At 64.3% G+C, this 23,453-nt stretch carries 28 protein-coding genes; 9 read left to right on the top strand and 19 right to left on the bottom strand.

Features of this window, described 5'->3' with window-relative positions; all coding sequences use genetic code 11:
* Positions 1-10: 10 nt before the first annotated feature.
* The 11 genes from tolR to hisB form a co-directional block, all read right to left on the bottom strand.
* Positions 11-475 carry a protein TolR gene (gene tolR, locus WFP39_RS12700; protein ID WP_336920093.1) on the bottom strand — a complete coding sequence of 155 codons (465 nt, stop codon included), beginning with the start codon at positions 473-475 and terminating at the stop codon, positions 11-13.
* Between the two features lies 1 nt (position 476).
* Complete coding sequence (gene tolQ, locus WFP39_RS12695) at positions 477-1,193, bottom strand: protein TolQ (RefSeq protein ID WP_336920092.1); 717 nt, start codon at positions 1,191-1,193, stop codon at positions 477-479.
* On the bottom strand, positions 1,190-1,645 hold the full coding sequence (ybgC, locus tag WFP39_RS12690) for a tol-pal system-associated acyl-CoA thioesterase (protein WP_336920090.1): 456 nt from the start codon (positions 1,643-1,645) through the stop codon (positions 1,190-1,192). Before ybgC ends, tolQ begins: the two co-directional genes overlap by 4 nt.
* 66 nt (positions 1,646-1,711) lie before the next feature.
* Entirely contained in the window at positions 1,712-2,092 is a 381-nt protein-coding gene (locus WFP39_RS12685) for a histidine triad nucleotide-binding protein (RefSeq protein ID WP_336920088.1), read from the bottom strand.
* Positions 2,089-2,409 (bottom strand): phosphoribosyl-ATP diphosphatase, encoded by a 321-nt coding sequence (locus WFP39_RS12680; RefSeq protein ID WP_336920087.1) that lies wholly within the window; start codon positions 2,407-2,409, stop codon positions 2,089-2,091. The genes WFP39_RS12685 and WFP39_RS12680 overlap by 4 nt, the downstream gene beginning before the upstream one ends.
* A 43-nt stretch (positions 2,410-2,452) precedes the next feature.
* Complete coding sequence (locus WFP39_RS12675; protein WP_336920086.1) at positions 2,453-2,653, bottom strand: PEP-CTERM sorting domain-containing protein; 201 nt, start codon at positions 2,651-2,653, stop codon at positions 2,453-2,455.
* Positions 2,654-2,751: 98 nt separating this feature from the next.
* Entirely contained in the window at positions 2,752-3,525 is a 774-nt protein-coding gene (hisF, locus tag WFP39_RS12670; protein WP_336920085.1) for an imidazole glycerol phosphate synthase subunit HisF, read from the bottom strand.
* 4 nt (positions 3,526-3,529) lie between these two features.
* Complete coding sequence (hisA, locus tag WFP39_RS12665) at positions 3,530-4,258, bottom strand: 1-(5-phosphoribosyl)-5-[(5-phosphoribosylamino)methylideneamino]imidazole-4-carboxamide isomerase (RefSeq protein ID WP_336920084.1); 729 nt, start codon at positions 4,256-4,258, stop codon at positions 3,530-3,532.
* Positions 4,255-4,881, bottom strand: a complete 627-nt coding sequence (gene hisH, locus WFP39_RS12660; RefSeq protein ID WP_336920083.1) for an imidazole glycerol phosphate synthase subunit HisH — start codon at positions 4,879-4,881, stop codon at positions 4,255-4,257. The genes hisA and hisH overlap by 4 nt, the downstream gene beginning before the upstream one ends.
* Positions 4,878-5,165: a YciI family protein gene (locus tag WFP39_RS12655; protein ID WP_336920082.1), complete on the bottom strand. Its 288-nt coding sequence runs from the start codon at positions 5,163-5,165 to the stop codon at positions 4,878-4,880. The genes hisH and WFP39_RS12655 overlap by 4 nt, the downstream gene beginning before the upstream one ends.
* A 1-nt stretch (position 5,166) precedes the next feature.
* Positions 5,167-5,760: an imidazoleglycerol-phosphate dehydratase HisB gene (hisB, locus tag WFP39_RS12650; protein WP_336920080.1), complete on the bottom strand. Its 594-nt coding sequence runs from the start codon at positions 5,758-5,760 to the stop codon at positions 5,167-5,169.
* A 106-nt stretch (positions 5,761-5,866) separates the two neighbouring features.
* Here hisB and WFP39_RS12645 point away from each other — a divergent pair, with 106 nt between their 5' ends.
* The 3 genes from WFP39_RS12645 to gmk are packed head-to-tail and all read left to right on the top strand — an operon-like array spanning position 5,867 to position 7,492.
* A complete protein-coding gene (locus WFP39_RS12645; protein ID WP_336920078.1) occupies positions 5,867-6,361 on the top strand; it encodes an SspB family protein in 495 nt (164 codons plus the stop codon).
* Between the two features lie 12 nt (positions 6,362-6,373).
* Positions 6,374-6,778: a hypothetical protein gene (locus WFP39_RS12640; RefSeq protein WP_336920076.1), complete on the top strand. Its 405-nt coding sequence runs from the start codon at positions 6,374-6,376 to the stop codon at positions 6,776-6,778.
* Between the two features lie 51 nt (positions 6,779-6,829).
* Positions 6,830-7,492: a guanylate kinase gene (gmk, locus tag WFP39_RS12635; protein ID WP_336920075.1), complete on the top strand. Its 663-nt coding sequence runs from the start codon at positions 6,830-6,832 to the stop codon at positions 7,490-7,492.
* 2 nt (positions 7,493-7,494) lie between these two features.
* Here the strand turns inward: gmk and WFP39_RS12630 are convergent, their stop codons facing one another.
* Positions 7,495-9,870 carry a S8 family peptidase gene (locus WFP39_RS12630; RefSeq protein ID WP_336920074.1) on the bottom strand — a complete coding sequence of 792 codons (2,376 nt, stop codon included), beginning with the start codon at positions 9,868-9,870 and terminating at the stop codon, positions 7,495-7,497.
* A 189-nt stretch (positions 9,871-10,059) separates the two neighbouring features.
* On the opposite strand from WFP39_RS12630, the gene dapD reads away from it, so the two are divergent.
* From dapD to WFP39_RS12615, 3 genes are all read left to right on the top strand, one after another.
* Positions 10,060-10,899: a 2,3,4,5-tetrahydropyridine-2,6-dicarboxylate N-succinyltransferase gene (gene dapD / locus WFP39_RS12625; protein ID WP_336920073.1), complete on the top strand. Its 840-nt coding sequence runs from the start codon at positions 10,060-10,062 to the stop codon at positions 10,897-10,899.
* A 26-nt stretch (positions 10,900-10,925) separates the two neighbouring features.
* The gene (locus WFP39_RS12620) at positions 10,926-11,378 is read left to right on the top strand and encodes an ion channel (RefSeq protein ID WP_336920072.1); all 453 of its coding nucleotides are present in this window, start codon (positions 10,926-10,928) and stop codon (positions 11,376-11,378) included.
* Between the two features lie 75 nt (positions 11,379-11,453).
* The gene (locus WFP39_RS12615) at positions 11,454-11,603 is read left to right on the top strand and encodes a hypothetical protein (RefSeq protein WP_336920071.1); all 150 of its coding nucleotides are present in this window, start codon (positions 11,454-11,456) and stop codon (positions 11,601-11,603) included.
* Here the strand turns inward: WFP39_RS12615 and WFP39_RS12610 are convergent.
* The 3 genes from WFP39_RS12610 to WFP39_RS12600 form a co-directional block, all read right to left on the bottom strand.
* Positions 11,596-12,861, bottom strand: a complete 1,266-nt coding sequence (locus WFP39_RS12610) for a dipeptidase (RefSeq protein ID WP_336920182.1) — start codon at positions 12,859-12,861, stop codon at positions 11,596-11,598. The two genes, WFP39_RS12615 and WFP39_RS12610, sit on opposite strands and share 8 nt — an antisense overlap.
* 146 nt (positions 12,862-13,007) lie before the next feature.
* The gene (locus WFP39_RS12605; RefSeq protein ID WP_336920070.1) at positions 13,008-15,230 is read right to left on the bottom strand and encodes a beta strand repeat-containing protein; all 2,223 of its coding nucleotides are present in this window, start codon (positions 15,228-15,230) and stop codon (positions 13,008-13,010) included.
* A gap of 394 nt (positions 15,231-15,624) precedes the next feature.
* Entirely contained in the window at positions 15,625-16,197 is a 573-nt protein-coding gene (locus WFP39_RS12600) for a transposase (RefSeq protein WP_336920069.1), read from the bottom strand.
* 130 nt (positions 16,198-16,327) lie between these two features.
* On the opposite strand from WFP39_RS12600, the gene WFP39_RS12595 reads away from it, so the two are divergent.
* Positions 16,328-16,702 carry a hypothetical protein gene (locus tag WFP39_RS12595; protein ID WP_336920068.1) on the top strand — a complete coding sequence of 125 codons (375 nt, stop codon included), beginning with the start codon at positions 16,328-16,330 and terminating at the stop codon, positions 16,700-16,702.
* A gap of 44 nt (positions 16,703-16,746) precedes the next feature.
* Here the strand turns inward: WFP39_RS12595 and WFP39_RS12590 are convergent, their stop codons facing one another.
* Both WFP39_RS12590 and WFP39_RS12585 read right to left on the bottom strand, forming a co-directional pair.
* Entirely contained in the window at positions 16,747-18,015 is a 1,269-nt protein-coding gene (locus WFP39_RS12590; protein WP_336920067.1) for a gallate dioxygenase, read from the bottom strand.
* Between the two features lie 159 nt (positions 18,016-18,174).
* Positions 18,175-19,434, bottom strand: coding sequence for a gallate dioxygenase (locus tag WFP39_RS12585; protein ID WP_336920066.1), 1,260 nt, complete (start codon positions 19,432-19,434; stop codon positions 18,175-18,177).
* A 220-nt stretch (positions 19,435-19,654) separates the two neighbouring features.
* Here WFP39_RS12585 and WFP39_RS12580 point away from each other — a divergent pair, with 220 nt between their 5' ends.
* Entirely contained in the window at positions 19,655-20,491 is an 837-nt protein-coding gene (locus tag WFP39_RS12580) for a MipA/OmpV family protein (protein WP_336920065.1), read from the top strand.
* 278 nt (positions 20,492-20,769) lie between these two features.
* Here the strand turns inward: WFP39_RS12580 and WFP39_RS12575 are convergent, their stop codons facing one another.
* Both WFP39_RS12575 and WFP39_RS12570 read right to left on the bottom strand, forming a co-directional pair.
* Positions 20,770-21,021 (bottom strand): SWIB/MDM2 domain-containing protein, encoded by a 252-nt coding sequence (locus tag WFP39_RS12575; RefSeq protein WP_336920063.1) that lies wholly within the window; start codon positions 21,019-21,021, stop codon positions 20,770-20,772.
* Between the two features lie 63 nt (positions 21,022-21,084).
* Entirely contained in the window at positions 21,085-21,690 is a 606-nt protein-coding gene (locus WFP39_RS12570; protein WP_336920062.1) for a YbhB/YbcL family Raf kinase inhibitor-like protein, read from the bottom strand.
* Between the two features lie 301 nt (positions 21,691-21,991).
* Here WFP39_RS12570 and WFP39_RS12565 point away from each other — a divergent pair, with 301 nt between their 5' ends.
* Entirely contained in the window at positions 21,992-23,446 is a 1,455-nt protein-coding gene (locus WFP39_RS12565; RefSeq protein ID WP_336920061.1) for a S41 family peptidase, read from the top strand.
* Positions 23,447-23,453 lie beyond the last annotated feature (7 nt).

The following is a 23,453-nucleotide window of genomic DNA, read 5'->3' as shown; positions in this document are numbered from 1 at the left end:
TCCGGTCAGGCTATGGAGCGTCGGCTGAACCGCTGGTGACCAGCGAAATGGAATTGAAGCCCGCGCGGTTGAGCTCGCCCATCACCGCCATCACCCGCCCGTAATCGAGCGCGCGGTCGGCGCGCAGCGTGACCAGCGGCATTTCGGGCGTGGTGCGGCTGGCGGCAACCTGTTCCAGCGCCACCGGCAGATCGCCTGTCGCCAGCGCGTTGTCGTCCAGATAGATCACCCCGCCCGCATCGATCGAGAGAGTGATCTGGTCCTGTTCCTGATCCAGCGCATTGGCGCGGCTTTCGGGCAGTTCCACCGGCACGCCGCTGTTCAGCATCGGCGCGGTGACCATGAAGATGATCAGCAGCACCAGCATCACGTCGACAAAAGGCGTGACGTTGATGTCCGCCATCGGCGCGCGGCGGCTCGACCGGCCCCTGCGCCGCCCGCCCCCGCCGCCTGCGGAATTGAGGCTCATCGCCATGTCAACCCGCCTCCATCTCGCGGCTGACCTGCGCGTGCACCTTGTCGGCAAAGCGCTGCAGGCGCGCTTCGAACCGGCCCACATCGTTGGAGAAGCGGTTATAGGCGATCACCGCCGGGATGGCCGCGAACAGGCCGATCGCGGTGGCAAACAGCGCCTCCGAGATACCCGGCGCGACCACGGCAAGCGAGGAATTGTTCTGCTGCCCGATCTGGAAGAAGCTGTTCATGATGCCCCACACGGTGCCGAACAGGCCGACAAAGGGCGCAACCGCGCCGGTCGAGGCAAGGAAAGTCAGCCGTTCAGACAGCTTGTCCGCCTCTGCCGCGACCTGCCCTTCCATGGCGAGCGCAATGCGCGCAAGCGTGGCGTTCTTGTCGCGAATGCCTTTCTTGGCGCTGCGGCGAAATTCGGCCAGACCCGCGCCCGCCACCCGGCCTGCGGGAATATCCCCCTTTGACCGCGAGATCAGCGTTTCGGGATCGTCGGCCTGCCAGAACTCGGTCTCAAAGGCGGTGGTCGCCTTGCCCAGCTTGCCCATACGCATGGAAAAGGAAACGATGATCATCCACACCCACACCGATGCCAGCAGCAGGCCCACCATCACCGTCTGCACCACGATGTCGGCCATCAGGAACAGTTCCACCGGGTCGAGCCGGGTGGGCGCGATGGTTCCCGCACCGGAACCGGCAGCAGCAAGAAGGTCGATCATCGTCATGCAGTTGAATTCCCCATAAAACTTGCAAACGCCGCGCGCCATGCATCAGGCTGGCGGCGGGGACGGCCATTGGGGCCGACAAAGCCCACGCGAATAGTCAAATCGGCAAGCACGTCCTTGCCCCGGACGACGCGCTGATCCAGCCGGACGCTGGCAGCGCCCAATTCAGCAACGCGAGTTTGAACGGTCAATGAATCGTCCAGCCGTGCGGGCGCGCGAAAATGGATCTGCGCCTCAGCCACGGCATAGGTGCCTTCGCCCGCTTCCTGCGCAGCGCGTTGATCGACGCCAAGCAGGCGCAACAGATCAGATCGGGCGCGTTCGGCATATTTCAGATAATTGGCGTGATAGACGATGCCAGACAGATCGGTATCCTCGTAATAGACGCGCACGGGGAACAGGTGCCGCGCACCATCAATCACGCCTGAAACCGGTTGCAATTCCCCGCTCATTTCCCGGCCTTAGCGGGCCAGCGACTCGCAGGGCAAGCATTTCGGAGCTTGCACGAAATCTTTAGGTCAGATGGCCGATATCATCCGGCCTAGTGGCCTGCCGCCAAACAGGTGGACATGCAGATGCGGCACTTCCTGCCCGCCATGCGCGCCCACATTGGCGAGCAGCCGGTATCCCGGTTCCACCAGCCCCAATTCGCGCGCCACATGGCCCACCGCACGCACGAAACCGGCAATCTCCTCCGCGCTGGCACGGGCGGAAAAATCGTCCCACGCGACATATTCGCCCTTGGGGATCACCAGCACATGCACGGGCGCCTGCGGGGCAATATCGTGAAAGGCGAGCGCCCATTCGTCTTCGTAAACCTTGCTGCACGGGATTTCGCCGCGCAGGATCTTCGCGAAGATATTGCCGGGATCGTAAGGCTGGGTTGCGTCGACGGTCATCCCTCCTCTCCCCGCGATGCCTTTTCCACCAGCCCCGATACGCCTTCGCGCCGCGCCAGTTCGGCGCGCACATCGGCAAGGCCAAGGCCGCGCGCGTTCAGCGCCACCAACAGGTGAAAGACGATATCTGCCGCTTCGCCCACCAGTTCCGTATCATCGCCCGAAAGCAGCGCGATTGCCGCTTCCACGCCCTCCTCGCCCAGCTTGCGCGCGATCACCGGCAGGCCGCGCGCGTGCAGCTTGGCGACATAGCTTTCATCGGGCGAGGCATTGCGCCGCTGCGCAATCACCTGTTCGAGATGGTCGAGAATATCCATGGTGCGCAGGGATGCGATCCCCGCGGCCAATCGTCAAGCACGCTCAGTCGTGCTTTTCATCCTTCTTGCGGCTGGAAAAGCGACGGCCCAGCATTACGCCCGCCAGCCCCAGCGCGAAAAGGGTCAGGCTCGACGCTTCGGGCACCGCTGCTGTCGCGCGGGCCGCCACATTCGCCATCGCATTGACCGGGGAGGCAAGCAGCACCAGGCTGAAAGAAAGGGCAAGAAGGATACGGGCCAACATGAGCCAAGCCTAGCGCACACTAGACGATTCGCTGCAAATGTGCTTGTTTCACCGTCCAATTTTGGGACTTAGGCCGCCAGACTTCCTAACTGCCTAGCTTAACCACGGGCAGGCAGGCCCGCCGCCCTCAGCGCCGCGTGCGCCTCGGCAATGGTATGGGTGCCGAAATGGAAGATGCTGGCCGCCAGCACTGCGCTGGCATGGCCTTCCACCACGCCAGCGACCAAGTGTTGCAGATTGCCTACCCCGCCGCTCGCCACCACCGGCACCGATACCGCATCGGCAATGGTGCGGATCAGCTTGAGGTCATAGCCCTTTTGCGTGCCGTCGCCGTCCATGCTGGTGACGAGCAGTTCGCCCGCGCCCATCTCTGCCAGCCGAACCGCGTGTTCAACCGCGTCGATCCCGGTCGCGCGCCTTCCGCCATGGGTAAAGATCTCCCAATGCCCGTTTCCTTGGGGGTCATGCACCCAGCGCGCATCGACCGAGGCGACAACGCATTGGCTGCCCATCTTCTCGGCAATATCGGTGACAACTTCAGGGCGCGATACGGCCGCAGAGTTCACCGCCACCTTGTCCGCGCCCGCCAGCAGCAGCGCGCGCGCATCCTCCACGCTGCGCACGCCGCCGCCCACGGTCAGCGGCATGAAGCACACCTCTGCCGTGCGCCGCACAATGTCGAGCAGCGTGCCGCGCCCTTCGTGGCTGGCGGAAATGTCGAGGAAGCAGAGTTCGTCTGCTCCGGCAGCATCATAGGCCTGCGCCTGCTGCACCGGATCGCCGGCGTCCTTCAGATCGACAAAGTTCACGCCCTTGACCACGCGGCCATCGGCCACATCAAGGCAAGGGATGACGCGGATGCGGACGGTCATGCTCTCAAGCCTTCCCCGCCATGGCAATGGCGGTCGCCAGATCGAGCCTGCCTTCGTAAATCGCGCGGCCGGTAATCACGCCTTCGATGCCGTCCTGCGCGTGCAGCGCCAGCAGGCGGATATCGTCCAGCCCCTTCACCCCGCCGCTGGCGATCACTGGGATGTCCACCCGGCGCGCAAGATCCACGGTCGCCTCGATGTTGACGCCTTTGAGCAGGCCATCGCGCCCGATATCGGTGAACAGCAGGCTGGCAACGCCCGCATCCTCGAACCTTCGGGCGAGATCGACCACGGGCACATCGGACACCTCGGCCCAGCCTTCGGTCGCCACCATCCCGTCCTTCGCGTCCACCGCCACGACAATGCCGCCGGGAAACTCGCGCGCCATGTCCTTCACGAATTCGGGGTCTTTCAGCGCCGCGCTGCCCATCACCACGCGGGCGACGCCCAGATCGAACCAGCCTTCGACCGCCGCGCGCGTGCGGATGCCGCCGCCAAGCTGGACATAGCCGGGAAAGGCTTCGACAATTGCTTCCACAGCGTGCGCGTTTTCGGCGCGTCCGGCAAAGCTGCCGTCGAGGTCCACCACATGCAGATGCTGCGCGCCTGCCTCGGCAAAGATCAGCGCCTGCGCGGCCGGATTGTCGCCATACACCGTGGCGCGGGCCATGTCCCCTTCGGCGAGGCGCACCACCTGCCCGGCTTTCAGGTCAATCGCGGGGAAAACAATCATTGCGGATTCCAGTCGAGGAAACGGGCGAGAAGTTCGAGGCCGTAGCGCTGGCTCTTTTCCGGGTGGAACTGCACGCCCAGAATATTGTCACGCGCCACCGCTGCGACCAGTCCGCCGCCGTGATCGGTCATCGCGGCGACATGGCGGCCTTCATCGGGCTGGAAGTGATAGGAGTGGAGGAAATAGGCCTCGCCCGCCTCGATCAACTCTGCGCCGTCATGGTGGGCGGATGGCGCCACATCGTTCCAGCCCATATGCGGCACCTTGATCGCGGGATCGGTGCGCTCGATCAGCTTGACGTCGCCGGGAATCCAGCCAAGCCCCGCCGTCTCGCCATGTTCCAGCCCGCGCGTCGCCAGCAATTGCATGCCCACGCAAATGCCAAGGAACGGCACGCCCTTGCCAATGACGCGTTCCTCCAGCGCCTCGACCATGCCGGGGATGGCCCACAGCCCCGCCGCGCAAGCGCCGAACGCGCCGACGCCGGGCAGCACGATCCGTTCGGCGCGGTGAACCACGGCCGGGTCAGCGGTAACCGCCACATTCGCCGCGCCCGCCGCCTTCAGCGCATTATGCACCGAATGAAGATTGCCCGCGCCGTAATCGATCAGCGCAACGCTCATTTGAGAAGCGCCTCAAGCCCCGCCCCGGCATGGCTGGCGACAAATTCGATGACTTCAACCGTGGCAACGCCGCCTTTGATGAAGGGATCGGATGCCGCCAGCGCCTCGGCTTCTTCACGGCTGGCTGCCGTGGCAAAGATCATACCGCCGCTGCGCGGGCGCTTGCGCCCCCAGGCCAGCAACACCCCCGCTTCGCGCCCCGCGTTGAGCCAGGCGAGGTGATCGGGCAGCAACGCATCCACCTCATCAAGCGGCGCGGCGTAGGAGAGCGAGAAGATGAACATCTCAGCCTCCCAATTGCCCCTTGGTGCTGGGCACCGCGCTGCCCTTGCGCGCATCCAGCTCCACCGCGTCGCGCATGGCGCGGGCAAAGCCCTTGAACGCGGCTTCGCAGATGTGGTGGTTGTTGGTGCCGTAAAGCTGCTGGATGTGCAGCGTCAGGCCCGCCGCCTGCGCGACCGAATGGAACCAGTGGTCGATTAGTTCGGTATCGAGTTCGCCCAGCTTTTCCTGCGTGAAGCGCACTTTCCAGACCAGATAGGGCCGGCCCGAAATATCGAGCACCACGCGCACCAGCGTCTCGTCCATCGGGCTGTGCGCCTCGCCATAGCGGCCTATACCCGCCTTGTCGCCCAGCGCGGCGGCAAGCGCCTGCCCCAGCGCAATCCCGCTGTCCTCGGTCGTGTGATGCTGATCGACATGAAGGTCGCCCTTCACCTTCAGCGTCACATCGATCAGCGAGTGGCGCGAAAACTGTTCGATCATGTGATCGAGAAAGCCGATCCCGGTGGAAATGTCATACTTCCCCGTCCCGTCGAGGTTCACCTCGACGAGGATTTCGGTCTCGGCGGTCTTGCGCTCTATCCGTCCGGTTCTCATGGGCAACGCCTATAGGCACGAAAGCGCCCCATGCAAGCTGTTGCATGGGGCACAAATGCGCTTTGCGCCTTGACCAAGCGCGCTGGCATAGTCACCTAGCCAGAATATGAGCAACGACACGCCCGACAGCCTTATTCCCTATGACGAAATCGTGCAGGAAGCGCTGCGCGCCGTGGTTGGCCGCGTGCTGGGCGAGGTGGAGGCCGCAGGCGGGGTGCTGCCCGGCGCGCATCATTTCTATATCACCTTCAAGACCCACGCGCCCGGCGTGCAATTACGCGCCGATCTGAAGGAACGCTTCCCGGACGAGATGACGATCGTCCTGCAGAACAAGTTCTGGGATCTGAAAGTGGGCGAAACCGGCTTTTCGGTGGGCCTGTCGTTCAACCAGCGGCCGGCAGAGCTGATCATCCCCTTTGCCGCGATCACGGCCTTTGTCGATCCGGCAGTGGATTTCGGCCTGCAATTCCAGGCAGCGGAACTTGCCGAACCCGCCGATCACGAGGAGCCGGAAAACGACAGCAATGGCGGCGAGGCCAAGCCAGCGGTGGCTGAAGACGGCTCCAATGTCGTCACGGTCGATTTCGGCCGGAAGAAATAGGGCGGCCGCGGCATGGCCTGGCGACGCACAAAGCGGTCGGCTGCCAAAAGTTCGAAGAAATCTCCGGCAGCCGCCGTTAAGGACAGCGAGAGCGGCGCTGCCGAAAATCTGGCGCGGAATCCCGTCCTCAGGCTGCTGCTGGCCGATGCGGTGATTATCGGCCTCACCCGCATGATGCGCAGCCAAGTGGCGCACCGCTTCATCGCGCGCAAGCTGGGGATCGTCCCTCCGGCAAAAGGGGGCGGCAAAAGCGCCGCGCCCAAGCCTTCGCTCCCTGCCCGCATTGCCGGGGTCATCGCGCTGCGCGTGGCGACGCGGTCTGTCCCCGGTGCAGCGCTGGTGGGGGCGGGGATGCTGGCGCACACGCTCTACAAACGGGGCAAGGCCCGGCGCGCGGAAAAGCAGGGCAAGCATTGACCGCACCACAGCGGACTTGAAATGCACCGCCGAACCAAGGCAAGTGCGCGCATGACCGATTCATTCGTTCCCGCCGAACGCGCGCGCCTTGCCCTGCCCCGGCGCGGGCTGATGCTGATCATGTCCTCCCCATCGGGCGCAGGGAAAACCACGATTTCGCGCAAATTGCTGGAAGCCGAGGGCGCTTCGCTCGCCATGTCGGTTTCGGTCACTACCCGCCCCATCCGCCCCACCGAAGTGGACGGGCGCGATTACCATTTCACCGATGTGCCCGCCTTTCGGCGCATGGTGGATGAGGGCGCTTTCCTCGAATGGGCGGAGGTGTTCGGCAATCTGTATGGCACACCGCGTGCGCAGGTTTCCGCCGGGCTGGCGGCGGGGCAGGATTACCTGTTCGATGTCGATTGGCAGGGGGCGCAGCAATTGGCGCAGGCCGCCGGTTCGGATGTCGTCACCGTATTCCTGCTACCGCCCTCGGTGGCCGAGCTGGAGAGCCGCCTGCGCGGGCGCGGCACCGATTCCGAGGAGGTCGTGCGCGGCCGCATGGACCGGGCGCGTGCCGAAATGAGCCATTGGAGCGAATATGATTATGTCGTGGTGAACGATGTGATCGAGGATTGCTTCGCCAAGGTGCAGACCATCCTCGCCGCCGAACGGCTGAAGCGCACCCGCCAGACCGGCCTTGTCGATTTCACCCGCGGCCTGATGGCCTGATCCTAGAAGCCCCGGCTCCAGCGCAGCGCCACCCCGGCATCGTCGGGCGCACCCGCAATGTGGCCCGGATCGCGCCGCCAGAACAGGCTGGCCGATGTGGCCCCGCCCGCCAGATGGCCGCGCCATGCCAGTTCGGCATCGACTTCGCGCCCCGATGGCGCCAAGTTCAGCCATTGCTCCTGCCGCGTGGCGGTAAGCGTGGCGTAATCCCATAGGCTGGGCAGCGCGAGCACCAGCCGCCCGCTTTCCACCCGCAAGGGCTGCGCCACGCGCAAAGCCAGCGCATCATCCGCCTGAAACAGGCCGCGCCGCTCGACATCCAGCGCAAAGCTGCGCGTGACCAGTCGCGATCCTCCCGCCACCACAAGGCTTTGCCGCGCGGTGGTGAAGCCTTGCCGGAAACTGCCGCCCAGCCGCCAGCCAGGGGCGATCTGCCAGCCGAGAGAGATATCGGCAAACAGGCTGTCTGCCCCCGCCAGCCCCAGACCGGGCTGGAAGGTCGCGCCCAAAAGGCCCGTTTCCTCGCCCATCCAGGTAAGGCCCAACGCGCCTTCCACATCGCCCAGCCGCCGGTCGAGCGAGAGGCCGATTTGCGCAACGCGTCCCGGTTCCCCCTCGCCGCGCAAAGCCGCCGCATGGCGCGCCGGAGCATCGACCCAAGCCTCGCCATTCTGGGCAGATACCGTCAGCCCCCACGCGCCGACGCGGTGGCGCAGCGCGATGGCCGCTTCGGTCGACTGCCAGCCGCCACTGTCACCCTGCGTCGATCCGGCAATGAGGAAAGCGGGCCTGTCCTGCCCCTGCAATTGCGCCACCAGCCCGTCGGCCCCTTGCGCATAGGCAAAGCCTGCCTTGGTATCAGCGGACAGGTTCAGCACCGCGCGCGCGGCCAGCACGCGGGCCTGCTGCGCCTCTCCGGGTGTAAGCATCAGGGCTTCGGGCCGTGCCGCATTGTCCACGGTAAAGGACACCGCCATTGCCGCATTTGCCCCGCCCAGATGGCGGTGCTGCCCCGCCAGCGCGCCATGCAGCACATTGCGTGATGGCGAGGACCGGAAGGTTCCGCCAAGGTCCACCTCGAACGCGCGGGCATATTCGTCGAGAATCAGCGTGGTAATCGCCGCATTGGCCGCCGCATCGCCCATGGCGGGCGAGAGCGTGCCACCCGCCGCGCCCAGCACCAGCGCGCCCGATCCGCCTGCAACGCTCGTGGTGCCGAGCGGCTGAAACGCCCGGTTGATGTCGAGTATACCGCGCCCGAACTCCGCATCGGTGCCGGTGGCCCCGGCATCAAACGCGCTGCGCAGCAGGATATCGGCCAATTGCTGCCCGGTCAGGTTAGGAAAGGCCGATGCCAGCAGCGCCGCCGCGCCCGCCACTTGCGGCGCGGCAAAGCTGGTGCCCGAAATGACAAAGACCGAACCGCCTTCGACCAGCAATTGCCCGTCGACATAGGTGCAGCACACCCGATCGCCGCGCGCCGCCAGGTAGAATTCCCCGTCACTGCCCGCGCGGTTGGAATAGCTGGCCATGCGGTAGCTTTCGGTCACCGCCCCCACCACCAGCACCGCGCCATCGCCCGCTGCCAGCATCTGCTTGCCGAAATTGTCGAGCGAGCTTCGCCCGTCATTGCCCGCCGCGATCACCACCAGCACCCCCGCAGCGGCGGCATCGCGCACCGCCTGTTGCAGCGCGGCGCTGGCCCCGCTGCCACCGCCCAGCGAGATATTGATGACCTTGGCCCCGCGCGCGACCGCATGGTCTATCCCGCGCGCCACATCGTCATCCAGAAAGGTGCAATCATCCGCAGCAGAAGGGTTATCGGCGGTGCAGCTGTCCGGCTCGTCCCCGCGAATCGCCATGATCGTTGCGCCCCAGGCCATGCCCAGAATGCCGGTTCCGTTGCGCGCGGCGGCCGCAATCATGGCAACGCTGGTGCCGTGGTCATCCTTGCCATCGATCGAATTGCGCGACGGGTAGAGGTCGATCGAATCGGGCGAAAGGCGTCCGGCGAATTCGGGGCTGTCGCTGTCGATCCCGGTATCGATCACCGCGATCGTCACCCCGCTGCCGCTGTGCCCCCCCGTCCAGGCGGCATGGGCGTTGTGTTGGCGCGGCCCGGTAGACTGGCGGAATTCGGCGGTGTTGTAAGCCGTGGGGACGGCTACTTGCGGAAATGCACTTGCTGTAGGCGTGGGTGTGGGCGTGGGCGTTGGGGTGGGCGGGGGTGTAGGCGTGGGTGCCGGTGTTGGCGCGGGCGGCGGTGGCGGCGGAGCGGTGCCGGGCCGTGTCCCTCCCCCGCAGGATGCCAGCATGGCGCAGGCCGTGAGCAGCAACAGGCAGCGAGAGCGCAGGGGCCGGGTGGTTGGAGCAGTCATCACTTGTCCTTGACGGATCGGAACGGATTGTCGCGGATCCGGTGGGCTTATGCCGCTTGTCCCAATTTTTCCTGAACCTGTCCATGCGGCAGAACCATCAGCAGGCGGGTTGAGCGCACATCCCCTTGCCCACCGCCGCCATGCAGGCTAGCCGCGCTGCACACGCGGACAGACAAGGGAATTGAGGCCATGAGCGGCGATCTGGAAAAAGCCATCGAACAGGCATGGGATGCGCGCGACAGCGTAACCCCGGCCAGCGCCGATGTGCGCGAAGTGGTGGAGGCGGCGCTGGGGCTGCTCGATTCCGGCGCGGCGCGCGTGGCAGAGCCCGATGGCGCGGGCGGCTGGAAAGTGAACCAATGGCTGAAAAAGGCCGTGCTGCTATCCTTCCGCCTCAACGACAACGAAGTGATCGCCAATGGCGCGGCGGGCGCTCCGGCCTTTGACAAGGTGCCGAGCAAGTTCGCCGGGTGGGGTGCGGACCAGTTTCGCGCGGGCGGTTTCCGCATTGTGCCCGGCGCGACCGTGCGGCGCGGCAGCTTCATCGGCAAGAACGTCGTGGTAATGCCCAGCTTTATCAACATCGGCGCGCATGTCGGCGAAGGCAGCATGGTGGACACCTGGGCCACGGTCGGCTCCTGCGCGCAGATCGGCAGGAACGTCCACCTGTCGGGCGGGGTAGGCATTGGCGGCGTGCTCGAACCCTTGCAGGCCGGCCCGGTGGTGATCGAGGACGGCTGCTTCATCGGCGCGCGCAGCGAAGTGGTCGAAGGCGTGCGCGTGGGGGAAGGCGCTGTGCTGTCGATGGGCGTGTTCATCGGCGCATCGACCAAGATCGTCGACCGCAACACGGGCGAAGTGCATATGGGCTATGTCCCGCCCTATTCGGTGGTGGTGCCCGGCTCCATGCCCGGAAAGCCCTTGCCCGATGGCACGCCCGGCCCCAGCCTCTATTGCGCCGTCATCGTCAAGACCGTGGACGCGCAGACCCGGTCCAAGACCGGGATCAACGACCTGCTGCGCGATTAAGCCAGAGCTCCGGGAGGGAGCACGCGATGCCAACGCCTCTGATTGCCGACCTGCTCGACGATTTTCTGGTTTCCGCAGTCTTGGTGGTGTTGTGCGTGGCCATGCACGGGGCGGGCCTGTTCGGGCTGAGCCGGTGGATGCGCAGCGAAGCCACGACCGAGCGGCTGAAGCACGTGGACCCGCTGTCCCCCCGCGGCGCGCTGTTCACGCTGGGCGTGGTGGTAGCGATCATCGTGCTGCATGGCCTCGAAATCTGGCTTTACGCCTTTGCCTATCTTGGCATCGGCGCGGTGCGCGGCGGGCTGGAGGAGGCGCTGTATTTCTCGACCATCAGCTATTCCACTGTCGGCTATTCGGATGCGCAGATCCTGCCCGGATGGCGGCTTGTCGGCGCGTTCGAGAGCATACTCGGCGTCATCCTGCTCGGCTGGTCGACAGCCTTCTTCCTGCGCACACTTTCGCGGATCGACCCGCACTGACACAGGGCCATGCGGAACCTTCTTCGCTCCTGTCCGTAGGTTTGATATAACCAAGGGTAAAGACAGGAGCGCGCGATGGAACGCCGCGGAGACGAAGTGCATATCGAAACCGAAGAAGCCCGCGCCGGCGAAACCAATAACGGTGTCCGCTGGGTTCTGGGCATCAGCCTGGGGCTGGCGGTTGTCGCCATGTCGGTGGTGTGGCTGATCCCCGCGCTCAGTTGATCGGCGTTTCGATCGGGGCCATGCCCCGCTGGCTGGCGGCATAGGCCTCTGCCTCGCGCAGCACGCGCATCATGTTGCGGCTGGCGATCTTTTCCATGTCGGCGCGCGAATATCCGCGGCGGGCCAGCTCGGCAAACAGCGCGGGATAGCCGGATACGTCCTCCATCCCCACCGGGCCGGTGGGCATTCCGTCGTAATCGCCGCCAATGCCGATATGGTCGATCCCGGCCACGCGGCGGATATGGTCGATATGGTCGGCCATGTCGCCCACGCTGGCAAGCGGCGCGGGGTTTGCCGCATCCCATGCCGCCAGTTCCTCTGCCGCGCGGGCAGGTTGGCCCTGCCACAGCGAGGCAAGCCGCGCGCGTTCGGCCGCGCGCGCGGCGGTATGTTGGCGCAGGTCTTCGGACAGGTAATCGGGCAGGCCCACCACCATCACGATGCCGCCTTCCTGCGGCAGGCGTTCGAGCACGCTGTCGGGCACATTGCGCGCATGGCCGTTCACCGCACGCGCACCCGAATGGCTGAAGATCACCGGCGCGCCGATCGCGGTCATGGCGTCGTGCATCACTTCCTCGCTCACATGGCTGAGATCGACCAGCATCCCCATGCGCGCCATTTCGCGCACCACCTGCACCCCGAATTCGTTGAGGCCACCGTGGCGCGGCGTGTCGGTCGCGCTGTCCACCCAGTCCAGCGTGCGCGAATGGGCCAGCGTCAGGTAGCGCACGCCCAGATCATACATCTGGCGCAGCACCGCCAGGCTGTTGCCGATTGAACTGCCCCCCTCGGCCCCCAGAAGCGATGCAATGCGTCCGCGCCGCATCGCCGCCTCCACCTCGTCCGCCGTGGTCGCGAAGGCCAGGATGTCGGGATAGCGAGCAATCAGCCGCTTGGTCACATCAATCTGTTCGATCGTGGCGACCACGGCCTCGGCATCGGGCAGACTGGCGGGGACATAGACCGACCAGAACTGCGCCCCCACCCGCCCTTGGCGCAGGCGCGGCGCATCGGTCTGCAACGGATTGGCGTTCTGTCCGGCAGGGGGCACATTGGTGCCATCGTTGAAATCGAAATTGCCGATCACATTGCGGTAACGCAGCCGCAACTGGAACGGCAGGTCGTTGTGCCCGTCCCACACGGGCGCGGCGTCCAGCGCGGCATTGGCGCGTGCCTGCTGGGCGGCCGTCGGTGCTTGCGCAGCCGCCGGAACGGCCAGCAACGCCCCGACCGCGCCAAGAATGGCGGCCCGAATCATCGAACGCTGCGTCACCTGTCGCCCCCTGTTTTTCCGGAAGGCGAAGGTTATCGCTCTTGCCGCGATGCACAATGCCCAAACGCCGATCGGCGGCCCTGCCGAAGCAAGACCGCCGACCTGTGTTGCATTGTTCCGACAGGTAAGCGTCAGAACTTGATGCTGGCGCCCACGCCGCCGCCGACAGCATTTTCCGAGAAGCCGACATTGGCGCCCAGGCCAAAGCCGCTTTCGGTGACGAACTGCGCGCGGATCGCGCCGGCATATTCGCCTTCGAACGTGCCCGCGCCGACCGAGATGCCGCCTTCGCCATTGGCGAGGTTAAGCGGCGCCGCGTTCATCGCAAAGCCCATCGCAACGCCCTGGAAGGCGCGCTGCATGTCGCCTTCGAGCACGGTCACGCGCGCATTGGTGAGGTCGATGCGCGAATTCAGCGTGTTCACCGCGCTGGTGAGCTGGCCGAAGGTCGCCACATCGCTTGCCGCCGTGCCCGCAGCCACGCCGGAAATGCGACCGCCATTGTTCATCACGATGGAACCGGCCTGCACCTGGCCGTTCACCGTCACGATATCGCCATTGGTGGTGGAGATATCACCCGATGCCACGACATTGCCCGCCGAGGTGATATTACCCGTCGCAGCCAGGCTTCCGCCGATCGTGGCGTTGCCCGTGGTCGACAGCGTTGCCGTGGCGATATTGCCGCTGTTGGTGATGTTCCCGGTATTGGTGATGCCGTTGGTCGTGGTCGCCCCCGACACCGCCAGCGCGCCGCCAACCGAAGCATTGCCCGTGGTCGACAGCGTGGTGGTGGCAATGTTGCCGGTGTTGGTGATGCCATTGGTCGTGGTCGCGCCCGTCACCGCCAGCGTACCGGCCAGGGCGGTGTTGCCCGCAACACCAAGGTCGCCGCCAATCGTGGCGTTACCCGTGGTGAACAACGTGCCAGTATTGGTGGCGCTGGAATTTACCGTGCCGAAATTGGCGGTGTTGCCGTTCACCGTGTTGACATTGACGGTGTTGATATTGGCGGTGGTGCCGTTCACCGTGCCAAAGGTGCCGGTGGTTGCCGACACGCTGTTCGCGCCAATGCTGCCCGCGGTCACCGTGCCGAGATTGGCAGTATTGGCGTTGACCACATCGGTGTTGACGGTGTTCGTGTTCACCGTGCCGAGATTGGCAGTATTGGCGTTGACCACATCGGTGTTGACGGTGTTCGTGTTCACCGTGCCGAAATTGCCGGTCGTGCCGTTCACCGCGCCAACAACATTGACATCGCCCGCGACATTCACGTCGCCAGAAAAATTGCCGTCAACCGCGGCGACATTGCCGGTGAAGGTGCCGTTGCCAGCATCGTCGAGCGTGAAGGTGGTGCCATTCGTGCTGTCTTGCACCAAGATGCCGTTGTCGTCGATCGTCACAGTGGTGGAGCTGGAGCCGCCATGCAGCACGACGCTTTCCTCGTTCACCTGGACATAGCTGGGCCCACCCGCCTCGATCGTCAGGCTCGGCGCGGTGCTCGAGATGCCGCCGGCACCATAGGTGGTCGTGTCGGTGCCATCGCTGAACGAAGCGCCGGTGGCGGTGTAATCCGCCGTTTGCGTGCCGCTGCTGTCGGTCTGCGTGGCGCTGAAGCCGTTCGCCGTCTGGCTCGACGAGGACGAGGTGCCGACAGTGTTGTCATACTCCTCGAAGGTCGACTCGAAGACGTCCTCGCGCGAGCTGTTGCCCGCGGTCGGCGTGTAGGCGACATTGCCCGTGGTGGCATCGAAGGTCGAAACACCGGTCGTCAGCGAACGCTCAGTGAAATCCGGATTGACCCAGCCAGAAGACTGGCTGCCCGTCCCGGTCGCGCCGGTGCCCGAAACCGAGGTGGTTCCAGCGTAAAGGTTCTGCTGATCGGTTTCGACCGACTCGGTGTACGAATAGTTGCCCGGGGTCGGCGAAGTCAGCGGAACGACGTCCACATATGGATTGCCCGGATCTGCGGTTGCCGGATTGGTGTTGGTGTCAAACACCTGCGTGGTTTCGGTCACCTGAATGTAGGTCGAAGTGGCCGAACCGGTCTCAGTGGTGGTCGCCGCATCACCATTGAAGGTGGTCACCACAGGCCCCACGGCGGTGTTGTAGCTCTGCGTCACGTCCTGGTTGGTGCAGATCGTGCTCGCCGTATCGTAGGGCGTATCGCTGATGTCCACCATCGGGTTGGGGTGCGTGTCGGGGAACACCGTGGTATAGCCGCCAACGGTCGTCCCGTCGGCACAGGTATTACCACCATTGGGCGTAGCAACCGTGCCGCCCGGGGTGATCGTGCCGATCACCTGCGCGTGTACTTGCAATGCACCCAACGCCAAGGGAGACACCGCAATCAACATGAACGCTCTACTTTTTTGCATTGAACTTCTCCAGGAACAACTCAATTGAAGAACGAGGACACTTAAGACGAGAATGTTTTTGCGTCCTACTGTATTGCGACAGCTTTCAAGCAGTCGATTTTTGGGTGCAGCCCAATTCCCTCCTCCGGCCCACACTTCCCTCCTGTCCCAATAAATGGGCAGCGCGACGATGCCCATATGCCGATCAATCGAAGGGCTTGCAACAACTAATGTTTAGGGTCCGGACTCGTTCGGAGCCAGAACGCGACGGCGGCAGCGAGGCTCACGGCAGATAGGAAGTTTCTGGCGAGCTTGTCGCAGCGGATAGCGATGCGATGGACCCGAAGGGTGGCGAAGCCAACGCCTTGAGGCGGCAGAACATGGCCTCCACGCGTCAGCGGTCCTTGTAGTGGCGTTCGTCATACTGGATCGGGCGCTTGCGGTTGCGGCGCCCGGAGATCACCGGGATCGTTCCCGGATCACGCAAGGCAGCTCTGATGCGGTTCGCGTCGTGGCCACGGTCGGCGATGACACGCATCATGCCGATGGCTTCGCCTATCAGCAGATCAGCCCTTTGCCCATCCGAGGTATTGCCGGGAGTCAGGATGAGGCGAAGTGGTCTCCTGAGGACATCGGCAAGCGCGTGAATCGTGGTCGTTCGACCACCGCGCGCGATACCAATGGCATTGGCCCGCGCCCCCTTTTGCGCCACCGGCAGAGCGGTGGGCCTTGATGTAGCTGCTGTCGATCCGCGCGGTTTCGGCAAGCGCGGCTCGATCGCAGCCCAAGCCTCATCCGACAACAGAACAGCGAACGCGGCATTCGAAACAGCCTCCTTGCACAGAGAAAGCCCCCCTGAATCAGGGTGATCGTCAATTACCAAGAGCCTGATTGGGTTTGGACCCGAACTCGCTGTTCGCTTGTAAGGACAACTCAAACCTTGAACATGCCCTGCGAAAAACAGCATTTGTCATAATGCTTGACGGCTGGATCGGCTGGCAAAGCCGCGCTAGGTTGAGGTGAACAGGTGAGGGATGAACACGATGATGGCGGTTAAGGCCCAACTTCGGATGCGTATACGGGCGCTGATATGCGGCATGGTTACAGCGCTGGCAGCAGCCGTTTCAGCCCCCGTCCCTGCCGCGGCCGAGGGTTTCGTGAACACGCGCGGCGGGTGGATGGCGCTGACGGCGGAGGCGAAGGCTGCCTATGTGCAGGGGCTGAATGACAGCCTCAATTTCTTCTATGTCGACGATACGCTGGTGGAAGCGCTGGCCAAGCGCGGGCGCACGCGCTGCCTGGTGGAACAGCGGGTGACCGCCGCGGCGCTCTCCGCCATCATCACCAACGCCTATAACGAGCCGCAGTTTGCCCGGTCATCGCCGGTCGCGGTCTATGTCCTGAAAATCGGGGAGCTGTGCCGCCCCTATATCAACCGCGAGCGGCAGGAGTTCGGCCTGGGTCCACAGTAAGGCGGCCCGCAATAAGGGGCGGCAAGGCGGGCTGAACCGGCGGATCACTCGGCCGGTTCAGCCTCGACCGAATAATTGATCGCGGCATTGCGGGTTTTCTGGAAATCGGCAACGCTCATGCCCTTCATGGCGGCATAGACATCGATATTGCCCAGCCCCACCACGGGCGCGAGCTTTTCCAGATTGAAGAAGATCACGCCGTAACGGATCATGCCGATCCAATCCAAATCGCGGATCAGCGTCTTTTCCTCCTCGCTCAACCCATGCTCAGCGGCCAGCGCCTCGAAATCGGTCTTGAAGCGGGCGCGGAACGCCGGATCGACGATGGAGTGCAGGAAATTGTTGATCCGCCATGCCTTGGCGCTGCGGCTGACGGTGAAGGGATAGGTGCCCTCCAGCCCCAGCGCGGGCGCGACATCGGCATAGATGCGCGCGGCGTATTCGTCCCTGGTTTCGGGACTGGGATCGGGTTCGGCATCCTCGAACACCATGCTGGCGATGCTCGTCATCGAAGGCAGGAAGAAGCTGCGGTGCAATTCGTTCACCTTGGGAGCAAGGGCACCGCGCATCAGCATCCACATCACGATCTCGGCACCTTCCATGCCGCCCAGCTTCACCAGCTCGCCCACCGGAATATCGATCAGGCTTTCGGGATCATTAGCGAGGCGGTCCATGAATTCATGGTCCCATTCCACATTGTTGAACCCGCAGCGTTCGCCATGCACCTGATGCGACAGGCCACCCGTGCCCGCAATCGCCACCTTGATATCGGCCGGATAGTTCTGGATCGCACGGCGCAAGCTGCGGCCAAAGTTCCAGAACCGCTTCGCCTTGGGGATCGGCAATTCGAGCACCCCGCATTGCAGCGGCACGATGCGGCATGGCCAGCCCGCTTCATCCGAATGGGGGAGCAGCACCGACAGCGGGCTGAACGCGCCGTGATCCAGCCCCATGCCCTGCCAATAGGACAGGTCGAAATCATCCGCCACCAGCCCGAAGGCGATATGTTCCGCCAGCTGCGGATCGCCCTTGATCGGCGGCACCTTGCGCGCCCCGCCCCCTTCGTCGGCTGCCGCATATTCCTCGCCAATGCCGATCGCGAAATGGCTGTAATGCTGCATCCAGAAGCTGGTCATGTGGTCGTTGTAGACATAGACGATCACATCGGGCTTCACCCGCGCCAGCCAGTCCTTCACCGGCTGGAACCCGTCGAAGATCGGCTTCCATACTGGGTCGTCCTGCTTGCCCGCGTCCTGCGCAAAGGCGATGGTGGGGGTGTGCGAAACGGCGAAACCGCCGACAATCTGGGCCATGCATTCTCTCCCGCCGGGCCGAATCCGTGCGGCCCCTCGGCGGGCAGAATTACGGCAGGCGGCGCAAGCGATCCTTGCGCCGGGTCAAACGCAAAAGGGGCCGGCAAGCGGATCGCGCTGCCGGCCCCTGTTCGGTGCAGTGGGTAACGCCGATGCGGCTTACTTTTCCTTGCCCGCCACGCCGTAATTGATCGCGGCGTTACGCGTCTTCTGGAACTCCGGCACGGTCATGCCCTTCATGCTGGCATAGATGTCGATATTGCCGACGCCGGTGACCGCGCCCAGCTTTTCCAGCATGAAGAAGATCACCCCGTAATGGATCATGCCGATCCAGTCGCGGCGGCGCACCAGATCCTTTTCCTCCTCGGTAAGCCCACCCTTTTCATAAGCCGCTTCCTCGTCCTCGCGGAACAGCTTGCGCATGTCGGGCTGGGTCAGCGAATGGAGGAAGTGGTTGAGGCGGAAACCCTTCACGCTGCGTTCGATGGTGAAGGGATAGGTGCCTTCCATCTCCTCGACCCCGACATAATCGCGGTTGGCGCGTGCCAGCGTCTGCGCCGGGTCTTCCACCGGGGCATCGGGGGTGCGTTCTTCGAGGATCATCGTGGCGATCGGGCACATCGAGGGGAGGAAATAGGTCTTGTGGATGCATTCCACATCGGCCGACAGCGCCCCGCGCATCATCAGCCACATGACCACTTCCGCGCCTTCCCAGCCGCCCAGCTTGGCGAGTTCGGCCACGGTCATGTCGAGCAGGCTTTCGGGATCCTTCTCCAGCCGCTCCATGAATTCGTGATCCCATTCGGGGTTGTTGAACCCGCAGCCTTCGCCGTGCACCTGGTGGCTGAGGCCGCCCGTGCCCGCAATCGCCACCTTGATGTCTTCGGGATAGGACAGGATCGCCTGCCGCAGGCTCTTGCCGAACTTGTAGAAGCGGCGCGCCGAAGGCAGCGGCACGGTCAGCACGCCGCATACCACTGGCAGCAGCTTCACCGCCCAGCCGCCATCGTCGTAATCGACCATCACCGACAGCGGCGAGAAGGCGCCGTGATCCAGCCCCTTGCCCTGGAAATAGGACAGGTCGAATTCGTTCGCCACCATCACGCGCGCGACATGTTCGGCAAACTTCGGATCGCCCTTTATCGCGGGAATGTCGCGCGGGCCGCCGCCTTCGTCGGCCGCCTTGAACTCCTCGCCCACGCCCAGCGCAAAATGGCTGTAATGGTCGAAGAACGACGTCATGTGATCGTTGTAGATATAGATCAGCACATCGGGTTTCTTGGCGCGGAACCAGTCCTGCACCGGCTTATACCCATCGAAGATCGGCTTCCACACCGGGTCCTCGAACTTGCCCGCATCCTTGGCAAAGGCGATGGTGGGGGTATGCGACGTGGCAACGCCGCCAACGATGGTAGCCATGGGTCTTTCGTCCTGTCCTCTCGCGCCGGGCCGGCCATACCGCCGGTGCTGTCTGTCATATGGTGCGCGCGATTGTGCCAGCCAAGGCGGGCGGCGGCAAGGCGCTTCTCCGCATGGATGAAGTTTTCACAAGAGTGAATTGCGGACACAAGGCCTTCGGGCGGAACCTTGGGCCAAGGTCGGGCTTTCCTGCTGCAACCAAACCGTTAGAGCCACGGCCATGAAACTTGCCCGCTTTGCTTTCGCCCTCATGTCGAGCAGTGCCGCGCTCGCCGCTGCCTCTGCCGCCCATGCGCAGGGCGGCGCGCCACCCTTGCGCGACACGGTGACGCTTGGCCTGGGGATCGGCGTATCATCCGATTATGACGGGGCGGACGAATACCGGCTGATCCCCGGCGGCGTGGTGCAGGGCACGGTGAAGGGCCATGATTTCCGGCTGAACGGGCTGCAATTGTTCGTCGATGCCGTGCCCAATGATCCGGCGCGGACCGTGCAACTGGAACTCGGCCCGGTGGTGGGTCTGCGCTTCAACCGCAGCGGCGGGATCAAGGATGCGCAGGTTGCCGCGCTGGGCAAGCTGGACGAGGCGGTGGAACTGGGCCTGCGCGGCGGCATCGGCATAGCCGGCGTGGGCAACCGCAGCGGCACGCTGTCGCTGGGCGCAACCGCGGTGCACGATGTGGCAGGCGCGCATGACAGCTGGCGCATCAGCCCCTCGGTCGATTATTCCACGCTGGTGGGTCGGCGCACCTTCGTGCGCGCATCGGTGGGGGTGGATTTCGCCAGCAACGCCTATGCCGATTACTATTTCAGCGTAAGCCCGGCGGGCGCGGTTGCCAGCGGGCTTGCCCCATTTGCGGCGCGCGGCGGGCTGGAAAGCGTGGGCGCGAATGTGCTCGCCACCCATTCGCTGTCGGGCGGACGGCAGGGCTGGTCGATCTTTGCCATCGGCAGCGTCAGCCGGTTGCAGGGCGATTTCGCCGACAGCCCGATCGTGCGCGATGCGGGCGATGCCACGCAATTCTTCGGCTCGGCGGGCATCGCCTACACCTTCTAGGCGGCTTTCCTACAGGCTCCGACACGCGCCAACGGACAGGCGGCTCTTTCCCACTGTCGATCCCGATCAGGAACGAAAGCGTTTCGCTACGATGTCAACTTCGCATTTCCTCCGCAAAGCAATGGTCTTGCTGGAGAAATGCCGCGAATCTGGCATCGTCCCGCTGTCAACTTCGTCATCTTCAGGCCAAGGCGGCCGCAGCAACCCGCATATGAAAACGGGCGGGAAGCACCCAACTGCTTCCCGCCCGCCTGCCTATCTCACCCGAAGGCCGGATCTTAGCTGAGGTGCTTGGACACCGCAGCCGTCATCTTGAACATGCTGATCTGGTCATTGCCGATCACCGCGCCCAGCTTGGCATCGGGGTTGATCTGGCGCTTGTCCTTGCTGTCCTGCAGGCTGTTGGCCTTGATATATTCCCACACCTTGCTGGTCACTTCGGCGCGGGTCATCGGGCCCTTGCCCACCACGTTTTCCAGCGCGCCCGACAGGGTCACCGGCTTGTTGAGAGCGTTGTTCTTGGCAGCCATTGTAATCGTCCTTCCCTTCAAAAGATCGCCCGGTGGGCGGTGTTCCAATTCAATACGTCAACATCAATCCGCGTCGTCGTCGTCCCAGTCGTCATCGCCATCTTCTGCGCGGGCGTAAAGCCCTGTCAGCAATGCAACCGCCGTGACATGGCCCGACATGGCCTTCACCAGATCCTCGCGCGTGGCGCCGGGCATCAGCACCAGCGGCAGGTCAAGCGCGAAAAGCTGGAATACGTAGTGGTGCGGGGCATCGCCATGCGGGGGCGCGGGCAGCAGCCATTCGGAATTGCCGCGCCCGTTCTTGCCGACGCGCGGCGGCGCCTCGCCTTCCAGCAGCTTGCCGCGCTGGCCGGGCAGGCCCCAGACGGCCCAGTGGCACAGCGCGCCCGCCTGCGGGTCCTCGACCAGCAAAACGAGTTCGACAGTGCCGGGCGGAGGCGCGGTCCATTCCAGCGGCGGGGCAACCGAATCTTCCTCGTCTGCGGTGAAGCTGGGGTCCAGCTCCTCCCCATTGGCGAAGGCGGCGCTCGTCAGCGCAAAGCCGCCCTTGCCCAGCATCGCGTCCGATACCAGTCCCTGCTGCGCCAGACGCGCCACGGCAAGGCCGGCATGTGCAGCGCCGGGAGCGACAAGCCCCTTGGCCAACCAGGATGGCACAGGATCAGACATGAAAAACCGTTACTTCCTCCAATGACCCCGCGCGAAGATAGGCGCAGGGATTTGCGCAGACTGGCACGATTCAGCCTTCTCCCCCAGGGCGGAGGTGCCGATGTGCCGCGCAAGACGCCCCTTGGCAAGGGCACTTGGCCCGCAACAGGTCCACTATGGCGTAATTGCGCACAACTTTTGGGCCGGAAGGCGGGTTTATCGTGCTTGCCAGTGATCCAAGGGGCCGATAGCCTTGGACAAATTCTAGCCCTTGGCTGCGCATGACCTTGCGGCAACGGGGCAACCGGACTGGATGACTTCAATGAAAATGGCCCGCCCCGCCCTTGTTCTCGCCTGCGCGGCGATGCTGGCATCCTGCGGGGGATCGGGCAGTGCGGGTGGCGGCGGCACCGGGGTGATCCCCACGCCGACGCCCACCGCCACGCCTACGCCCACGCCCACCAGCGCCACCTGCTCGCTTTCCGCGCGGCAGGATTGGGCGGCGGCGCAACTGACCGAATGGTATCTGTTCCCCGATCTGCTCGCCACCAATGTCAACAAGGCCTCCTATACCAATTTGCAGGCCTATATCGATGCGCTGGTGGCCCCGGCCCGCGCGCAATCGCGCGACCGGTTCTTCACCTACATCACCTCGATTGCCGAGGAGAACGCGTTTTTCGAGGCTGGCTCCAGCGCCGGTTTCGGCTTCCGCCTGGCTTACGATGTCGCAGCGCGGCGCGTGGCGGTGATCGAAGCCTTCGAAGGCGCGCCAGCGCTGGCGCAGAATATCGACCGCGGCAGCGAATTGCTGGCCATCGGCACCAGCGCCAGCACGCTGCAGACCGTCAGCGCGCTGATGGCCAGCGGCGGGCCGGATGCAGTGGTCAACGCGCTGGGCCCTTCCGCTCCGGGCATTTCGCGGGTGCTGCGCGTGCGCGACCAGACCGGGGTGGAGCGGCAGGTAACGCTGACCAAGACCGAATTCGCGCTCGATCCGGTGTCCGACCGTTTCGGCACCAAGATCATCACCGACGGCGGCAAGCAGGTTGGTTACATCAACCTGCGCACCTTTATCGACACCGCCGATCCCGATCTGCGCGCCGCCTTTCTCGCGTTCCGCAATGCGGGGATAAACGAACTGGTGATCGATCTGCGCTACAACGGAGGCGGGCTGATCTCGATTGCCGAACTGATGGGCGACCTGATGGGCCGCAATCTGGGCGGGCAGGTGTTCGATTACATCACCTTCCGCCCGTCCAAGGCGTCGAACAACAGCAGCTATCGCTTCAGCCCGACGCCGCAATCGATCCAGCCGACCAAAATCGCCTTCATCACCACCGGCGGCAGCGCCTCGGCAAGCGAAATGATTATCAATTCGATGCAGCCCTATCTGCCCAATACCGCGCTGGCGATCGTGGGCGAAAACACCTTTGGCAAGCCGGTGGGCCAGATCGCGCTTGACCGCGAGGCCTGTGATGACCGCCTGCGCGTGGTGGCGCTGCGCGTGGAAAACGCCAACCGGCAGGGCGATTACTACACCGGCCTTGCCAGCACGGTGCCCAATAGCTGCCGCGCCTTTGACGATATCAGCCGCCCACTGGGCGATCCGGCGGAAAACATGCTGGCCACCGCGCTCACCTTCCTGCGCGGGGGCACCTGCACGCCCATCACCGCCACGGCAGAGGCGCGCACGACCGCTGGCCTTGCACCCGAAAGAGGCGTGCTGCGCCGCCCCGTGCCCGATGCGGTGCAGGAATATGTGCCGGGATTGTTCTGAGGCAGGA

It is taken from the genome of Alteraurantiacibacter lauratis (genome assembly GCF_037154155.1).
Lineage (GTDB): Bacteria > Pseudomonadota > Alphaproteobacteria > Sphingomonadales > Sphingomonadaceae > Alteraurantiacibacter > Alteraurantiacibacter lauratis.
The sequence above is the reverse complement of the archived record's forward strand: the minus strand, read 5'-3'. Positions and strand labels throughout refer to the sequence as shown.

Excerpts from the sequence above, each read along its gene's own strand:
- WFP39_RS12570 (WP_336920062.1), bottom strand. The coding sequence starts at position 21,690 with ATGTCTGATCCTGTGCCATCCTGGTTGGCCAAGGGGCTTGTCGCTCCC.
- WFP39_RS12585 (WP_336920066.1), bottom strand. The coding sequence starts at position 19,434 with ATGGCTACCATCGTTGGCGGCGTTGCCACGTCGCATACCCCCACCATC.
- WFP39_RS12680 (WP_336920087.1), bottom strand. The coding sequence starts at position 2,409 with ATGGATATTCTCGACCATCTCGAACAGGTGATTGCGCAGCGGCGCAAT.
- hisF (WP_336920085.1), bottom strand. The coding sequence starts at position 3,525 with ATGACCGTCCGCATCCGCGTCATCCCTTGCCTTGATGTGGCCGATGGC.
- WFP39_RS12615 (WP_336920071.1), top strand. The coding sequence starts at position 11,454 with ATGGAACGCCGCGGAGACGAAGTGCATATCGAAACCGAAGAAGCCCGC.
- WFP39_RS12675 (WP_336920086.1), bottom strand. The coding sequence starts at position 2,653 with ATGTTGGCCCGTATCCTTCTTGCCCTTTCTTTCAGCCTGGTGCTGCTT.
- WFP39_RS12640 (WP_336920076.1), top strand. The coding sequence starts at position 6,374 with ATGGCCTGGCGACGCACAAAGCGGTCGGCTGCCAAAAGTTCGAAGAAA.
- WFP39_RS12620 (WP_336920072.1), top strand. The coding sequence starts at position 10,926 with ATGCCAACGCCTCTGATTGCCGACCTGCTCGACGATTTTCTGGTTTCC.
- WFP39_RS12605 (WP_336920070.1), bottom strand. The coding sequence starts at position 15,230 with ATGTTGATTGCGGTGTCTCCCTTGGCGTTGGGTGCATTGCAAGTACAC.
- tolR (WP_336920093.1), bottom strand. The coding sequence starts at position 475 with ATGGCGATGAGCCTCAATTCCGCAGGCGGCGGGGGCGGGCGGCGCAGG.
- ybgC (WP_336920090.1), bottom strand. The coding sequence starts at position 1,645 with ATGAGCGGGGAATTGCAACCGGTTTCAGGCGTGATTGATGGTGCGCGG.
- gmk (WP_336920075.1), top strand. The coding sequence starts at position 6,830 with ATGACCGATTCATTCGTTCCCGCCGAACGCGCGCGCCTTGCCCTGCCC.
- hisB (WP_336920080.1), bottom strand. The coding sequence starts at position 5,760 with ATGAGAACCGGACGGATAGAGCGCAAGACCGCCGAGACCGAAATCCTC.
- WFP39_RS12600 (WP_336920069.1), bottom strand. The coding sequence starts at position 16,197 with ATGCTGTTTTTCGCAGGGCATGTTCAAGGTTTGAGTTGTCCTTACAAG.
- tolQ (WP_336920092.1), bottom strand. The coding sequence starts at position 1,193 with ATGACGATGATCGACCTTCTTGCTGCTGCCGGTTCCGGTGCGGGAACC.
- WFP39_RS12655 (WP_336920082.1), bottom strand. The coding sequence starts at position 5,165 with ATGTTCATCTTCTCGCTCTCCTACGCCGCGCCGCTTGATGAGGTGGAT.
- WFP39_RS12630 (WP_336920074.1), bottom strand. The coding sequence starts at position 9,870 with ATGACTGCTCCAACCACCCGGCCCCTGCGCTCTCGCTGCCTGTTGCTG.
- WFP39_RS12595 (WP_336920068.1), top strand. The coding sequence starts at position 16,328 with ATGGTTACAGCGCTGGCAGCAGCCGTTTCAGCCCCCGTCCCTGCCGCG.
- WFP39_RS12645 (WP_336920078.1), top strand. The coding sequence starts at position 5,867 with ATGAGCAACGACACGCCCGACAGCCTTATTCCCTATGACGAAATCGTG.
- WFP39_RS12685 (WP_336920088.1), bottom strand. The coding sequence starts at position 2,092 with ATGACCGTCGACGCAACCCAGCCTTACGATCCCGGCAATATCTTCGCG.
- hisA (WP_336920084.1), bottom strand. The coding sequence starts at position 4,258 with ATGATTGTTTTCCCCGCGATTGACCTGAAAGCCGGGCAGGTGGTGCGC.
- WFP39_RS12610 (WP_336920182.1), bottom strand. The coding sequence starts at position 12,861 with ATGATTCGGGCCGCCATTCTTGGCGCGGTCGGGGCGTTGCTGGCCGTT.
- dapD (WP_336920073.1), top strand. The coding sequence starts at position 10,060 with ATGAGCGGCGATCTGGAAAAAGCCATCGAACAGGCATGGGATGCGCGC.
- WFP39_RS12590 (WP_336920067.1), bottom strand. The coding sequence starts at position 18,015 with ATGGCCCAGATTGTCGGCGGTTTCGCCGTTTCGCACACCCCCACCATC.
- WFP39_RS12575 (WP_336920063.1), bottom strand. The coding sequence starts at position 21,021 with ATGGCTGCCAAGAACAACGCTCTCAACAAGCCGGTGACCCTGTCGGGC.
- WFP39_RS12580 (WP_336920065.1), top strand. The coding sequence starts at position 19,655 with ATGAAACTTGCCCGCTTTGCTTTCGCCCTCATGTCGAGCAGTGCCGCG.
- WFP39_RS12565 (WP_336920061.1), top strand. The coding sequence starts at position 21,992 with ATGAAAATGGCCCGCCCCGCCCTTGTTCTCGCCTGCGCGGCGATGCTG.
- hisH (WP_336920083.1), bottom strand. The coding sequence starts at position 4,881 with ATGAGCGTTGCGCTGATCGATTACGGCGCGGGCAATCTTCATTCGGTG.